Here is a 15037-nt window from a genome sequence, read left to right on the forward strand (position 1 = left end):
CGCTTACGCTCCGGCTTCGAAACATGCCTGACGGCGGATGCCGGGGCTAAAAATTCGCCCGAACATGACATCAATTTGAAGAGGCTCGTCCAAAATCCTCTCCTCCCGAGGTAACGCAAAGGTCTCCTGGGAGGGAAGGGGTGCTGAGGCCGAGCCGGAGGCTCGGCCGGGTCGGTCCCCTCTCCCCTCTCAGGGGAGAGGGCTAGGGAGAGAGGTCCGCCGACCCATCTGCAGCAGGATCACCACGCCTATCGCAAACAACGCCGCCGTGGCGATGAACGCTGTGGCGTAGCTCCCGGTGATATCGTACGACGCGCCGGCGATCAGAGGTCCGGTTACCAGAGGTAGAATATTCGCCAGGGTCGAAAGACCGGAGATGCTGCCGAAGTATTTTAGCCCAAAGTTCTCCTGCACGATAAGGGTCACCAGGACGCCGAAGCCGCCCATGCAGAATCCGAAGAGCGGAGTGAAGACCCAGAAGAAGGGGGCGGACGGCAGGAATGCCAGCGCCGTGATGAATAGCGCCTGGCCGGTCATACTGGCCATCATAGCGCGGCGGGCGGTGAAGCGCTCGGCCAGCCAGCCGAACGAGAGCTTTCCCATCATCCCGAAGATCGCCAGCAGGCCGACGGCGGCCACGGCCGCCCCCTGCGGTACGCCCTCGGCCTTCAGGTGCGCCCCCACCTGCGGCAGGAGCGAGCTATACGTGAAGTATCCCAGCATCATACCTATGGTCATCGCGTAGAAGGCCCGCGTGCGCACGGCGTCTTTAACGGACCATCCCGTCAGCTCCGGCCTCGTTGCTGCCTTAACCGCAGGCTGTGATCTTGGCTTCTCGCGCACGATCATTAAGGCCGCCAATGCCAGACCGAACGCCATCACGCCGGTGACGACGTACGCCGCTTTCCAGTCCCATCTGCCGAGAGCGAATGCCGTAATGAGCGGTATAATGAGCCCGCCGAAGTTATTGCCGGTGGTCGTGATGCCCATGACTCGGCCCCGGGCGTGCGGGAACCAGATGCCGACGAGCCGGCCCGCCGGGAGGTTGGTGGCGCCCGCGAACGCGACGTACTGGAAGACGCTCAGCACGTACAGGTGCCACAGCTCAGTCATGAAGGGTCGCAGGACGTAGCTGAGTCCGAACGAGACCATCGCGAAGACGATCAGGGGCCGCGCCCCGAAGCGGTCCATGATGCGCCCCTGGATGGGCGACGTGAGGCTGTTGAGCGCGGCGAACGAAAGGGAGGCGCTGATGGCCGTCCGCTGCCAGCCGAACTCGTTCTGCAGCGGCTCAAGGAAGAGCCCGAATGCGTAGTTGGTCGCGCCGATGGCGATCCCGGAGCCGAGGAATACGACTGCGACAATGGGCCATGCGCCCAGGCGGTCGCGTACGAGTGATATACGTTGGGCAAGAAGCATGCGGAATATGGTAGCACGTACCCCGTACCCTGTACCCCTCCGGTTCCTTCCGGTAGAATATAGCCGACATTCCCAAGGCTAACGGAGGCAATCCAGATGGCTAAGCCACGAGTTTTCGTGACCAGGCAGATATTCCCGGAAGAGTTCAAGCGCATTCAGGAGGTAGCGGATGCCGAGCTGTGGACCGATGAGCTTCCTCCTTCCCGAGATATCCTGCTCAAGAAGTCCAATGGCGTGGACGGCATCCTGTGCCTCCTGACGGACAAGATCGACGCCGAGTTCATGGACAACGCCGGGCCGCAGCTCAAGGTGATCAGCCAGATCGCCGTCGGTTTTGACAATATCGACATCGCCGAGGCGACGAAGCGAGGCATCCCCGTCGGCAACACGCCGGACGTGCTGACGCACGCGACGGCAGACGCCACCTGGGCCCTGATGCTGGCGGCATCCCGCCGCTTCGGCGAGTCAGAGAGGGCCATCCGCGCTGGCCGCTGGCGCACATGGCACCCCCTGCATTACCTGGGGCCCGAGCTGTACGGTTCCACCCTCGGCATCATCGGCATGGGCCGCATCGGCTTCGAGGTCGCAAAGCGCTCTGCCGGCTTCAACATGAAGGTCATCTACTACGACACGAACCGCCGCGAGGACCTTGAGAAGCAGTTCAAGATGACCTACGCGGACATGGACACAGTCCTTAAGGAGGCGGACTTCCTGAGCCTGCACACCTGGGGCGGCAAGTCCACTTACCACCTCATCGACGAGAAGGCGCTGACGAAGATGAAGAAGACCGCCGTGCTGGTCAACGCCGCGCGCGGCCCTGTGGTCGATCCCAAGGCGCTGTACAATGCGCTCAAGAACGGCGTCATCAACTCCGCCGGCCTGGACGTTACCGAGCCGGAGCCCATCCCGATGAGCGACCCGCTCCTGACGCTGGACAACTGTCTCATCGTCCCGCACATCGCAAGCGCGACGACGAAGGCGCGCAAGGAGATGTCTCGCATCTCGGCCCAGAACCTGATCAACGGCGTCAAGGGCGAGAAGCTGCTGACGTGCGTGAACCCGGACGTGTATAAGGCGAAGAAGTAGAAATACAGCAGTCGGCAGTCAGCGGTCGGCAGTCAGCCAAACCGGGAGCCATAGGCCGGTTCCCGGCTGTTTGTCTAGCCGACTGCTGACTGCCGCTCCGAAGGAGCCCCCAATGCCCGAATACCAGCCGATAGACATCTCGAAGTGGTGCAACGCGCCGGCCTCAACCATCGGCGCAGAGAAGAAGCTCGCGGCCGGCAGGGAGTCCTTCCGGGGCCTGCCGTTCCTGATCGGCAAGGACGGCGGCGCGGCGGACTCGGACTGCCTGGTCGCGCCGCACCTGGCGGGGAAGAGCGTCAAGATCGAGCTCAAGGTGCAGGCGCGGCGGCTCATATTCGCGCACCTGCTCCTGGAGACGAAGCTGGCGGAGGGCGGGTCGCTGGGCGATAAGGTCGCAGACTACGTGATTCAGCTATCGGACGGGCGCAAGGTCAAAGAGACCATTCGCGAGCGGTTCGAGATTGCGGCCTTTCCGGGCTTCCCGAACGGCACCCCGGGGCTGCCGTTCCGCGGGCTGCCTGACACGAACGCCGTCCGCCACCCTCGATACGAGGGCAAGTGGTCGGACGCCGGTCGCAGGCAAATAGAGGCTGCGCAGTCTGCAGCTCGCTTCTTCTACCTCTGGGCGTGGACGAACCCGGACCACACGAAGACTATCGAGTCGATAGAGATCATCCCCTGCGGTCCAAAGTTCGTCATCGGCGGCATCACCGCCGGGCTGGCGGATGAGCACCCCTTTGCGCGCGATGCCCGCAGGCCGGCGAAGATCACGCTGAAGAGCAAAGAGGCCGCCGAGAAGCCCTTTAACGTGGACGTGTCCGTAGACAGGGGCGATGCCACCTACACGCACCCCCTGCCTCTTGCGACGAATGACGAGTTCCTCAAGGGGCCGTACGCATGGGGACAGAAGCAGAACGAGAAGTCGTCACCGGCGTACGTCGAGATATCGGCCGTACCGTCCGCGACGGTAACCGTGAAGCAGGGCGACGAAGAGGTTGGGAAGGTCAAGTGGGGCGATGTTGTCCAGAATGGGAAGGCCGAGACGGAGAGCGTCCGCATCGAGACGATCGACCCCGGGAAGAACTGGGTCAACGTGCGCATCCTGGACGAGGAGACCGGCAGCCCTGTGCCGTGCCGAGTCCACTTCCGCTCGCCGGAGGGCGTCCCTTACCAGCCGTACGGCCACCACAACCAGGTCAACTCAAACAACGGCACCTGGCACATCGACGTCGGTGGCGACGTGCGCCTGGGCCAGATTACGTACGCCTACATCGACGGCACCTGCCAGGGCTGGCTGCCGCGCGGGGACGTAATCGTCGATATCTCGCGCGGCTTCGAGTACGAGCCCCTGCGGGCGAAGGTGCGCGTTGAGGCGGGGCAGCGCGACCTCACGCTCCGGATCAAGCGCTGGACGAACATGAACCGCCAGGGGTGGTACAGCGGTGACTCTCACGTCCACTTCCTGTCGCCCACCGGCGCGCACCTGGAGTCCGCCGCGGAGGACCTGAACGTCACGAACGTGCTGCAATCTCAGTGGGGGTCGCTCTTCACAGACACGGAGAATTTCACCGGAGAGCCGAGCGTCTCCCGCAACGGGCGGCACATCGTCTACGTCTCGCAGGAGAACCGGCAGCACTTCATGGGTCACATGATCCTGTGGGGCCTAAAGAAGCCGGTCACGCCGTGGTGCTCCGACGGCCTCGGCGAGGCGGAGCTGGCCGGGCCGATGGAGACGACTCTGAGCTACTGGGCGGACGAGGCGCACGCGCAGGGCGGGTGGGTGGTGCAGCCGCACTTCCCCAATCCCAACGGCGAGGCTGCCGCGCTCATCGCGACGGGCAGGCTGGACGGCATCGAGATGATCCGCCAGTCTGCGTTCAACCACATCGAGTGGTACCGGTACCTCAACTGCGGCTACAGGTTGCCGCTCGTGGGCGGCACGGACAAGATGGGCAACGATGTTCCCGTCGGCCTCTACCGCACATACGCGAAGCTGCCGGACGGCCAGCCGTTCAACTATGAAAACTGGTGCAAGAGCGTCGCGGCCGGCCGCACGTTCCTGAGCGGCGGCCCGCTGATCGGCATGCAGGTGGAGGGCAAGGAGGTCGGCGACACGCTGGCGATCAAAGGGCCGGGGACGGTCCGCGTGGAGGCGTGGTCGGAGAGTATCTTCCCCATCCACCGCCTGCAGATCGTGCAGGATGGCAGGGTAGTCGCGGAGACCATCTCCAAGAAGGGCTCGCGGCGCCTTACGATCAGCGAGGATATCAAGATCACGGGCCACACGTGGCTTGCGGCGCGCTCCGGAGGGCCGGACTACTACGGAAACAACCATGTGGACGTATGGTCGCGAGGCGTCTTCGCACACACGTCCCCGGTCTACGTCGCCTGCGGCGGCGAGTGGTCGATGTTCGACCCCGACACCGCGCGCTACATGCTCACGATGATCGAGGGCGACATGACCTACATCCGCGAGATGTCCGTCCTGCACAACCACGGCAATGTCACCCACCACCACGGCGGCGCCGGCCACATCGCCTACCTTGAGAAGCCGTTCATTGAGGCGCGCGAGACGCTCAACAAGCGCATCAAGAAGCTTGGGATCAAGCTGTAGGGCAGTAGTAGGTAGTTGGCAGTAGGTAGTTGGCCAATCCAACAGCCGTCAAGTTTCTGGCCAACTACCTACTACCAACTACTAACCACCGGAAACTACCCCATCCTGTACTTCTTCCAGTGGATGCCGGACCAGTTCCCCTCGATGGCCCAGAATGTCATGAGCAGCTCCTTGTTAGGGAGGACCGTCAGAGACGGCTCCCCGAAGGAGAAGTCTTGGAACTCATTGGCGGTGTTGTCCTTGCCGGACTGCGTCGCCTTCTTCGCGACGTACACCATCTGCTGCGACTGGATGCCGAAATCGGCCTCCGTGGGCTTGACCACCGCGACCCCGATGCCGGACTCTTCCTTCTTGCGCTTTACCCACCCGAACAGCGCGCGACCGTCCGAATACGGCTCCAGCACCGTCGTGTTCCCGTTCGTCGTCGTCGTGTTCGCCTTCGACCACGTCTTGCCGCCATCGCTTGAAAGCGCGTATTTGTTCGTGTGGGAGCCGTTGGCCTTGTGGTCAATGTGCCACGTCGTCCCCAGAAGCCGGCCGTCGGTCAGCTCGATGACCCACGCCTCCGCGCCGCCGGAGTGCGGCTCGGCGAACTTGATCATGCTGCTCGCCGTCCAAGTCTTCCCCTCATTCTCGCTGCGCATTGCCACCACGTGGCCGCGCTCCACCTTCTCGTTCGGGTCCCAGGTGTTGTAGGGGCTATACGGGGCAACCCACACGTTCTTCCGCGTCACGCACAGGGCGCCTGGCGCCTCGTGTGAGCCCGGCAGCAGGCGCGGCATTTTCTTCGACTCCGTCCATGACTTGCCGCCGTCCCCGGAAACCGCCCAGATAATGTCCGTCTGGCTGATGCCCTGCGTCGCGTCCGACCAGTAGGTCTGCCCCTTCTTGCCGGGCTCTATAGGTATGCTGATGCCGTAAAGGAACAGCCGGCCGTCGGGCGCGCGGGAGATATTGGGGAAGAGCGACATCGTCTCGGTAAGGTGCGGCCAGACGAGCGTTGCCGGCGACCAGGTCTTGCCGTTGTCTTTCGATCGCGAAAGGAAGGGCGCAACGCTGTTCATCGCCAGCGCCGAGCCGGACATGAACGAGCACACAAGCTCGCCGGAGTCCAGCCGCGCCACCCGCGAGCCGTATGCTACACGGTAGTCAGACTTCGGGTCGCAGGTGTGGACCTTGCCTTCATCGAGGAGTTGAAATGGGTTGGACATGGGGACTCCTTGGGTGATTGCACTGTGGGACTGGGCGCATTATACGCTAGAGAATGCCCCTGAGCATGATCGTCGCGATGACAAGGTAGAAGGTGATGCCGAAGATGTCCATGACCGTTGTGATGAGCGGCGCGGACACCAGTGCGGGGTCAACCTTGAACAGCCTGAACAGGAATGGCAGGGTAACGCCGACGAATGTCGCCATCGCCGAGATGCCTAAGAGGGCAAGGCCGACGGAGACCGCCACCTCTATCTGGTGGCGCCATGCGAATGCCCAGCTGAACGCCAGCACCCCAATGATAACGCCCATCGCGAGGCCGACCGAGACCTCTCGCGCGACGATCTTCGCCGCCTCCGAGCTCTTAATCTCCCCCGTCGCCAACCCGCGGATCACCACCGTGGACGACTGCGCGCCCACGTTGCCGCCCGTGCCCATGACCAGCGGGATGAAGATCGTCAGGATGACGAACTGCTGGAGCAGGTCGTTATGCCAGCCGATGATGGAGCCGGTGACCGTGTTCACGAGCACCAGCAGCAGCAGCCACACCACGCGGCGGCGCATAACGTTCAGGATGCTCGTCGTGAAGTAGTTGCCCTGCTCGCCGCCCTGCAGCGCGCCGAGACGGTAGATGTCCTCGGTCGTCTCCTGCTCCATGATGTCCACCACGTCGTCCCACGTCACAATGCCCACCAGCCGCTCCTCGGCGTCCACCACCGGCACGGCCAGGATGTCGTAGTCGCGCAGCACCTGCGCAACCTCTTCCTGGTCGGTGTGCGTGGAAACCCACTTGGGGTTGACGGTCATGATGTCGCCCAGCTTCGCCTCAGGAGGCGCGATCACCAGGTCCTTGAGCGAGACGGTGCCCAGGAGGTGGCGCTGGTCGTCTATGACGTAAGCGACGTATATGGTCTCGCGGCGGAGCGCCAGCTTGCGGATGCGCTCCAGGGACTGCGCAACGGTCATGTCCCGGCGCAGGTCTATGTAGTCCGGCGTCATGATGCGGCCGGCGCTCTCCTCCTCGTAGCCCAGGAGGGCGAGAGTGGAGGCGCGCTGCTGCGGGGAGAGGTGCTGGAGGAGGCGCTTGGCGGACCATCGCGGGCACCTCGTCGAGGAGGGCGGCGCGGTCGTCCGGGGACATCGCCTGCAGGAGCTCCTGCGCCTTGTCCGTGGTGAAGGCCTCCAGGATGCGGCGCTGCTGCTCGGGGTCTAGCTGCTCGAAGACCTCAACGGCCTGGTCCTTGGGAAGAAGGCGAAACGCGGCAAGGACGTGCTCTTCCGGCATGTCCTCGATAAGGCCCACCACTTCCGCGGCGTGCATGGTTGAAAGCTCGTGTCGCAGCGCGTCGTAACGGCGCTGCTCCAGGAGGCTCTGCGCTCCGTTCTGGTCCATCTGAAGCGCCCCCGCCGTTAGCTGTGTTCATATGGTCCAGACCACCTGGCAGACTTTGTGAAATTCGTGTCAAACTGCGCGGCCAAAGGGAATTTTGCTCCCGCAATCGCCGCATGTCAATAGCCTGCCGCAGCCTGCTCCACCCTCACTGCCAAACGCGAAAAGAACTGGTCCGCCATGCTCTTCGCCAGGCCATTTAGAGTGCGCTCGCCGGCGATGGCCGCAAGGCCGGTCACGTGCGCCTGGCCCGTAACCGTGACCTCGGTATGCTCCGCGTTCTCGGCAAGCGTAACCAGCCCGTTTCCGCGTACGCCGCCTCCCATGCCGCTGCCCGTAACGGAAAGGCGGAGCAGCTCAAGGTGGCTGCTCTCGTTGATGCGAACGGTGGCCCGGTACGTCCCCGCGACCATCGACACCCCAATCTTGATCGTGAGACGGTACTCGCCCTGGTTCAGGGACATCTCCCTGCACCCCGTGATGACGTCGCACAGCACGACCGGGTCTTGCAGCAGGTTCCATGCGCGCGCCCTCGGACACTGGAACCGGTACACCCCGTCCAGCTTCACCATGCCGCCCCTCCGAAACAGAATGGCCTTTCCTACCATGTACCATCCGCACGGGCATTGTTTACAAACAGCCTCGCGAAGCCTAGACTTCCACGCATTGCCAACACCCAGGGAGGCGTCAAGAATGACGATCACCGGCGTCCGGTTCGATCAGCACATCCCGCTCCGGCTGCGCGACGGCGTAACCACGTACTACGACCTCTTCCGCCCGGACGCGCCGGGGAAGCACCCATGCCTGCTCATGCGAACGCCGTACGACAAGAGCTCGTATTTCTCCCGCGTGAACTCGATGGACGCCGTGCGCGCCGCGCTGCGGGGCTACGCCGTGGCCATCCAGGACACGCGCGGCCGGCTATCGTCCGAGGGGCGCTTCCAGCCATTCGTGGAGGCGGAGGACGGCTACGACACGGTGGAAACACTGGCGTCCGAGTCGTGGTGCACCGGCAAGGTGGGTATGTACGGCTCCTCGTACAACGGCGTCACCCAGTGGCAGGCTGCCATCGCCGGTCCTCCCTCGCTGGCAGGCATCGCGCCCGTGGTAACGGCCTCCAATTACCACGAAGGCTGGACGTGGCGCGGCGGCGCGTTCGAGCTCGGCTTCGCGCTGTACTGGACGCTCGGCCCCCTCGCCGGCGGCGACTGGGCCGGCATCAGCCGCCGCCAGGGCCTGCCTGCCTCCCACGCGGAGGCGATGGTGGCCGCGCTGGACAACCTGCGCAACCTCTACCCACGACTGCCGCTGGAGCGCGTGCCGGAGCTTATCCCGGGCGCGGCGGACTACTACTTCGACTGGCTAAGTCACCCGGAGTACGACGCCTTCTGGAAGGCGACCGCGCCACAGGAGTCGTACGGCAAGGTGACCGTCCCCGCATTGAACGTCGGCGGGTGGCACGACGCCTTCGTTGAGGGCACCCTGGAGAATTTTGCCGGGATGGTGCAGCAGGGCTGCACGGAGGCCGCGCGCACGGGCCAGCGACTCATCGTGGGCCCGTGGACTCACGCCAGCATGGCACAGCACTACGCCGGCGAGCACTCCTTCGGCGCGCGCTCATCCACGCTCGCCCAGGACGTGCACGGCCAGATACTGCGGTTCTATGACTTCTGGCTCAAGGGGATGGAGAACGGCCTGCACGACGACAGGCCGGTGAAGATCTTCGTGATGGGCATTAACCAGTGGCGCTCCGAGGATGAGTGGCCCCTGAAGCGCGCCCAGCCCGCCGACCTCTACCTGCACAGCAACGGCCGCGCGAACACCCTGAACGGCGACGGCGCCCTGAGCGGCGATGCGCCCGGCGCCCAGCCGCCTGATGCGTTCGTCTATAACCCGCTGGACCCGGTTCCAACGCGAGGCGGCGCGCTGATCATAGACCAGCCCGTCTCGCCCTCAGGCGTCTTCGACCAGCGGCCAGTGGAGGGCAGGGCAGATGTGCTCGTTTACACATCGGCGGCGATGGAGAAGGACGTTGAGGTCACCGGACTGGTGACGCTCACGCTGTTCGCCTCGTCTTCCGCCGTGGACACGGATTTCACCGCCAAGCTGGTGGACGTGCGGCCCGACGGTTACGCGCGCAACCTGTGCGACGGTATCGTCCGCGCCCGCTATCGCGCGGGCGGCCCGGCGAAGCTCCTCACACCGGGGGAGGTCTATGAGTTCAGGATCGCCATCGGCTCCACCAGCAACGTCTTCAGGAAGGGCCATCGCATCCGCCTGGAAGTCTCCAGCAGCAACTTCCCGCGCTTCGACCGCAACCTCAACACCGGAGAGTCCATCGCCCACGGCACGCACCTCCTCCCAGCCCTCCAGACCATCTTCCACGACGCCGAGTACCCCTCGCGCGTGACGCTGCCGGTGGTGGGGACAACCTAACCCTCTCATCCCTTCCCTGAGAGGTAAGGGAGGTAGGAAGGGAGCGGCGCGAAGCGCCGCCTGATTTAGAACCCCTTCCCTCTCAGGGAAGGGGCAGGGGTTAGGTGGTTCGAAGGCTACTGGAACGGTACCGGTATGCGCTCCCCGTGCCAGGGGAACGCGTACGACGGCTTGTTGGCGAAGCGCTTGAGGCCGGCCTCTACCCTGATAGACGTTGAGGGCGCGAGCTCCACCTGGAAGTACTTGCCGTTGACGGGCGTGGACTGCACACCGTCCTTGGTCTGGGTTCGCACGTCCGTGAGAGTGTGCTCCCCGAACGCGCCGGACTGGATGACCACCTTGCGCGTGTGGTGGCGGCTCAGGTTGACAAGGTGCACGCCCACCACGTCCGGGCCCAGCTTGTCCACCAGCGCCGCAACGTCCGCCGGCAGGCCCGGGCGGTCGCCAACGACCGGGTCGGTGTGGTAGTAGCGAACCGTGGCGCGGAGCAGGCCGCCGTGGTAGAGGGTGTGCGGCGCTCCGAACATAATCTGCGTCAGGATCTTGGTGTAGACGGCGTTGCGCGGCTCAAGGTTGTCCTTGATGATCTGGTCCACCGTGCGGGCGTCGTTCGCCATGCGCTGGTGCATCTCGACCGCCCACTGGTAGTTGACTGAGAGCGCGTTCTCCGGCCAGCTCGGGTTCTTGCCGTCGTAGAACTGGAAGCGGCTGTACTCGGTGTCCCACTCCGCACGCGGCGCGGTTATGAGCGACTTGTTCCAGTCGCGCCGCCTGTCGTTGTCGCGAATGTGCGTGATGATCTGGTAGTCCTCTTTGGACTGCGTGGCGTGGTACAGGTGCGCCAGTTCGTAGAGGCGCATGTCAGTGGGGCCGGTGTTGTCCCACTCACCCTTGACCTTCAGCCAGCCCTCCGGGCCGGCGCGGGACGGCACCAGCAGTTGGCCGTCCGGGTCCTTGAACGAGTTCTCCAGCAGCATCTTTACCTGCGAGCGCAGCATCTCCGTGTAGCCCATGTCGCCGGTCAGCATGAGGGCGGTCTCGAAGCCCACGCCCATGCCGTGGAACACGTGGCTCCAGCCAACGTAGCTGTTGTAGCCGTACATGCTGCCCCACCACACGCCCTCGCGGTGCTCGCCCGGCTTGCCTGTGGGGCCAACGTTGTCCGGGATGATCCCCTTGTTCTTTTTGATGCGGTCCATCCACGCCTCAACGTACTCCAGCACCCACTTCTTGTACTTGTCGTCGTGTGTGTAAAGGTACGCGTTCGTGACCAGGCCGGTCGCGCCCATGTTGTGTGGGATGTCGCAGTTCAGGACGACGTGGTTGAAGACCTTGATGATCTCCGCCGCGCGGGCGGGGTTGTTCCACCAGCCCATCTCCGGTTCCTTGACGATCGGGTAGAGGGAGGAGCGCACGCCCATGGACTTCGGGGACCAGTTTGGGGCTGCGCCATTGCCGCCGTGGAGATACGTCTTGACCTCGTTCAGCTCCGCGCTGTGCCACGGCCCCTGCGAGGAGTTCATGGGAGAGCGGATGACGCGGTGCTTCGGATCATAGTTCGGCGCCTCGGGGTCCTCGCCGATGAACATCGCGGCGAAGCGGCGAGAGCGGCGGACGTTCTCGGAGACTGTGGGGTCTCCCACACCGAAGCCGTAGAACGCCAGGTTGCCCTCACCCATGTGGTGCCACTCGGCGTCGCCGGGGTTGGCCAGGCCGAAGTACTCGTTGTGGTTGTTGTGCCGGAACGCCATCTCGGTCGTCCCGTGCATGTACTTCACGCCCTTACCCCGATCGTGGTTGCGGTCGTCGAACAGGCGCGTGGTTGCGTTCCAGTGCTTGTGCGCCATGTCCAGGAGGCTCTCGCCGCCGCCCATTGCGTACAGGAGCGCCCAGTTGTGGGTGCGCTCATAGTAGTCGTCCATGTCGTCGTACCAGGTCCACGCGCCGGAGCGCTCCGCGTACTTGCGCGTCTGGATGTGCGCCCCCTGCTCCATAACCTCCATCACCTTGCGCTCAAGGATGGCCCATACGGGCGGCGCGGTGACTGCTGTAGCCTTGACGGACGGCATGGATGGCATTTTGGACATGGGAACCTCCGGGGGCGAATAGTGAATTTAGAATAGTGAATTGAACAGCCGGCTGGGGAGGCCTTCATATCCTGCTCTTCAATTCACTATTCTAAATTCACTATTCACTATTCGCTTCGCGCTAGTCTTCCAGCGTGCTCGTGTCGCCTTCGGGCAGGCCCAGCTCGCGGGCCTTGAGGAGGCGGCGCATAATCTTGCCGCTGCGGGTCTTGGGCAGCGACTTTACGAACTCGATCTCGCGCGGGGCTATGGTGGCCGAGAGCTTCTCGCGCGCGAACTTCATTATCTCCGCCTTCAGCGCGGGCGTCGCCTCGTAGCCGTCCTTCAGGCTGACGAACGCCTTGACGATCTCCATCGCCAGGGGGTCCGGCTTGCCGATCACGCCCGCCTCCGCCACCGCCGGGTGCTCGATGAGGGCGCTCTCCACTTCGAACGGGCCTACCAGGTGGCCTGCCGTCTTGATGACGTCGTCCGCGCGGCCGATGAACCAGAAGTAGCCGTCCTTGTCCATGCGGGCGCGGTCGCCGGTGATGTACCACCCCTTCTTGAAGCGGGAGTTGTACATGTCCATGTTGTTCCAGTAAATGTGGAACTGCGCGGGCCAGCCCGGCTTGACGACGAGGTTGCCTTCGACGCCGGCGGGGACCCGGTTGTAGTTATCGTCCACTATCGCCACGTCCACGCCCGGGATCGGGCGGCCCATGGAGCCGGGGCGGACCTCCATGCCGGGGTAGTTGGCGACCATTATCGCGCCGGTCTCGCTCTGCCACCAGTTGTCGTGGAACGGCATGCCGAAGACGGTGACGCCCCAGACGACGGCCTCCGGGTTCAGGGGCTCGCCCACGCTGCACATGTAGCGCAGGGTAGACATGTTGTAGCGCTTGGGCAGGTCTGTGCCGGCCTTCATGAGCATGCGTATGGCCGTGGGGGCGGTGTACCAAACGGTTACCTTGTGCTTCTGTATCTGCTCGTACCAGGCGCTGGCCTTGAAGCCGCCCTCGTAGATGAGCTGCGTCACGCCGTTGGTCCACGGCGCAAGCATGCCGTAAGACGTGCCGGTGACCCAGCCGGGATCGGCGGTGCACCAGTAGATGTCGTCGTCGTGCAGGTCAAGCGCCCACTTGCCGGTGGCGTACTGCTGCACCACGGCGGCGTGGCGGTGGGCCGCTCCCTTGGGCTTGCCGGTGGTGCCGGAGGTGTAGTGCATGATCGAGTAGTCGTACATGCTCGTCTGGACGATTGAGAAGTCGTTTGAGACCTTCGCCATCTCCTGGTAGTAGTCCAGGTCCTGGGTCTCCAGCGGCTCCTTGTCGCGCCCGTTCTTGTTAACTACGATGATGTGCTGCAGGTCCATGAGCTGGGGGATGATGCCGCTGATCTTGCGGCGCAGCTCCGGCTGCGTTACGAGGATCTTCGCGCCGCTGTCCTGCATGCGGTCCTTTATCGGGTCCGGGCCGAAGGCGGAGAAGAGGGGGCCGGCGACGGCGCCGACCTTCAGGATGCCGAAGAACGCGAAGTAGAGCTCGGGGACGCGCTCCATGAAGATGAAGACCCTGTCGCCTTTTTTGATGCCCAGGTTCTTGAGCACGTTCGCGAATTTGTCCGTCTGCACCTTGAGCTGGGCGTAGGTATAGTCCTCTCTCTCGCCGTTCTTCCCCTCCCAGATCATCGCCAGCTTGTTCTTCCTCGCGCCGGTCGCATGGCGGTCGATCGCCTCATACGCCTTGTTCAGGCCGCCCCCGGGGAGCCACGTAAGCTCCTTGTACATCTCCTCCCAGTTATAGGAAGGCGAGTTCTTCGTGTGGTCCAGGTTCGGCTTCACCTTCATCTTTTCGATGGGTGGCTTGGCAATCGGAGCGAATGAAGAAGTCGTCATCACGGGCCTCCGTCTTGATTGTTGTCGGTATTATAGTCCAGTTAGTAGTTGGTAGACAGTAGTAGGTGTTTGGCCAGGCCAACAGCCGGTCGGATTTTGTCTGGCCAACTACCTACCGCCTACTGCCAACTACCGTTTCTTGGCGGTGTATTATACACAACGGGTAAAGGAGAGGGGGCGCCCCAAGCAATTAAGACTCCCTTGATGGGTATCAAACTACGGAGCACCTCATTGCGCTTCTCAAAGATGTGACATCGTTTGCTGATGACGATGTCAACAAGATCGGCTCAGCATATATAATTCCCCTATTCCGCCAAGAGGGTGCCAACGATGAAGGGGAGAATCATAGTTCCTGGGTCGATTAGAAAGCGCACTCCGCCGCATTCAGGAACATCTAACGTCCAACAAACGGCTGCAACATCGAATTCCTCAAACAAGTCGAATGCTCCAGGCGGAGCAATGGCATCGGCGCCAAGCGCCATTTTCACCGACGATACCGTGTCAATGCTCAATGACTTTGTCAGTCTTACTGCTCAGTGATTTTGTCAGTACGACTGGTTTTGGTTGAATCAGTCTCGATCTCCAAGGGTGATCTGGAGCCGGCTTTCGATCCTTGGGCGTGGAGAGGGGCGTGCTGGAGACGGACCCGTCTCCAGCACGCCCCTCTCCACGCTTGCCCGCCTGAGCTTTTCTTCGCCTTGCTCGCAGGACTGCGGGTCTTAGGGGAGCAACCGTGCTGGCCAGCTCACGCCCCTTGTGCATGACCACGATGCGCCCGTCCAGCCGCTCCTGTACCTCTACGGTCGCCCTGGCGTATGTGCTCCGCTCGCTGTCAGGCTCGATCTGCAGGTCCTCTCCACCAAAGCTCACCGTGTTATCCGCGGCCACTGTCCGCTGGTATCGGAAGCACAGCACACTGT

10 protein-coding genes are annotated in these 15037 nt (G+C 63.3%); 3 read left to right on the forward strand and 7 right to left on the reverse strand.

What is annotated here, in order from left to right:
* Positions 1–189 precede the first annotated feature (189 nt).
* Complete coding sequence (locus tag FJ319_12180) at positions 190–1419, reverse strand: MFS transporter (GenBank protein MBM3935036.1); 1230 nt, start codon at positions 1417–1419, stop codon at positions 190–192.
* Positions 1420–1515: 96 nt separating this feature from the next.
* Between FJ319_12180 and FJ319_12185 the strand changes: the two genes are divergently transcribed.
* Both FJ319_12185 and FJ319_12190 read left to right on the forward strand, forming a co-directional pair.
* Positions 1516–2505 carry a D-glycerate dehydrogenase gene (locus FJ319_12185; GenBank protein ID MBM3935037.1) on the forward strand — a complete coding sequence of 330 codons (990 nt, stop codon included), beginning with the start codon at positions 1516–1518 and terminating at the stop codon, positions 2503–2505.
* A gap of 112 nt (positions 2506–2617) precedes the next feature.
* The gene (locus FJ319_12190) at positions 2618–5119 is read left to right on the forward strand and encodes a hypothetical protein (protein MBM3935038.1); all 2502 of its coding nucleotides are present in this window, start codon (positions 2618–2620) and stop codon (positions 5117–5119) included.
* Between the two features lie 95 nt (positions 5120–5214).
* Here FJ319_12190 and FJ319_12195 read toward each other — a convergent pair whose 3' ends face one another.
* The 4 genes from FJ319_12195 to FJ319_12210 all read right to left on the reverse strand — a co-directional run bounded on the left by FJ319_12195 (position 5215) and on the right by FJ319_12210 (position 8326).
* Positions 5215–6330 carry an exo-alpha-sialidase gene (locus tag FJ319_12195; protein ID MBM3935039.1) on the reverse strand — a complete coding sequence of 372 codons (1116 nt, stop codon included), beginning with the start codon at positions 6328–6330 and terminating at the stop codon, positions 5215–5217.
* A gap of 46 nt (positions 6331–6376) precedes the next feature.
* Positions 6377–7294 (reverse strand): magnesium transporter, encoded by a 918-nt coding sequence (gene mgtE / locus FJ319_12200; protein MBM3935040.1) that lies wholly within the window; start codon positions 7292–7294, stop codon positions 6377–6379.
* The gene (locus FJ319_12205; GenBank protein ID MBM3935041.1) at positions 7155–7721 is read right to left on the reverse strand and encodes a magnesium transporter; all 567 of its coding nucleotides are present in this window, start codon (positions 7719–7721) and stop codon (positions 7155–7157) included. The genes mgtE and FJ319_12205 overlap by 140 nt, the downstream gene beginning before the upstream one ends.
* Positions 7722–7837: 116 nt before the next feature.
* Complete coding sequence (locus FJ319_12210; protein ID MBM3935042.1) at positions 7838–8326, reverse strand: hypothetical protein; 489 nt, start codon at positions 8324–8326, stop codon at positions 7838–7840.
* Between FJ319_12210 and FJ319_12215 the strand changes: the two genes are divergently transcribed.
* Positions 8199–10154 carry a CocE/NonD family hydrolase gene (locus FJ319_12215; protein ID MBM3935043.1) on the forward strand — a complete coding sequence of 652 codons (1956 nt, stop codon included), beginning with the start codon at positions 8199–8201 and terminating at the stop codon, positions 10152–10154. The two genes, FJ319_12210 and FJ319_12215, sit on opposite strands and share 128 nt — an antisense overlap.
* 116 nt (positions 10155–10270) lie before the next feature.
* Here FJ319_12215 and FJ319_12220 read toward each other — a convergent pair whose 3' ends face one another.
* The gene (locus FJ319_12220; GenBank protein ID MBM3935044.1) at positions 10271–12232 is read right to left on the reverse strand and encodes a hypothetical protein; all 1962 of its coding nucleotides are present in this window, start codon (positions 12230–12232) and stop codon (positions 10271–10273) included.
* A gap of 130 nt (positions 12233–12362) precedes the next feature.
* Positions 12363–14069 (reverse strand): acetate--CoA ligase, encoded by a 1707-nt coding sequence (acsA, locus tag FJ319_12225; GenBank protein MBM3935045.1) that lies wholly within the window; start codon positions 14067–14069, stop codon positions 12363–12365.
* Positions 14070–15037: the final 968 nt, after the last annotated feature.

The sequence above is a fragment of the SAR202 cluster bacterium genome (genome assembly GCA_016872355.1).
Classification (GTDB): domain Bacteria; phylum Chloroflexota; class Dehalococcoidia; order Lucifugimonadales; family VGZY01; genus VGZY01.

Coding starts and splice junctions, on each gene's coding strand:
- FJ319_12210 (MBM3935042.1), bottom strand. CDS start 8,326: ATGGTAGGAAAGGCCATTCTGTTTCGGAGGGGCGGCATGGTGAAGCTG.
- FJ319_12190 (MBM3935038.1), top strand. CDS start 2,618: ATGCCCGAATACCAGCCGATAGACATCTCGAAGTGGTGCAACGCGCCG.
- mgtE (MBM3935040.1), bottom strand. CDS start 7,294: ATGACCGTTGCGCAGTCCCTGGAGCGCATCCGCAAGCTGGCGCTCCGC.
- FJ319_12195 (MBM3935039.1), bottom strand. CDS start 6,330: ATGTCCAACCCATTTCAACTCCTCGATGAAGGCAAGGTCCACACCTGC.
- FJ319_12180 (MBM3935036.1), bottom strand. CDS start 1,419: ATGCTTCTTGCCCAACGTATATCACTCGTACGCGACCGCCTGGGCGCA.
- FJ319_12220 (MBM3935044.1), bottom strand. CDS start 12,232: ATGCCATCCATGCCGTCCGTCAAGGCTACAGCAGTCACCGCGCCGCCC.
- FJ319_12205 (MBM3935041.1), bottom strand. CDS start 7,721: ATGGACCAGAACGGAGCGCAGAGCCTCCTGGAGCAGCGCCGTTACGAC.
- FJ319_12215 (MBM3935043.1), top strand. CDS start 8,199: ATGACGTCGCACAGCACGACCGGGTCTTGCAGCAGGTTCCATGCGCGC.
- acsA (MBM3935045.1), bottom strand. CDS start 14,069: ATGAAGGTGAAGCCGAACCTGGACCACACGAAGAACTCGCCTTCCTAT.
- FJ319_12185 (MBM3935037.1), top strand. CDS start 1,516: ATGGCTAAGCCACGAGTTTTCGTGACCAGGCAGATATTCCCGGAAGAG.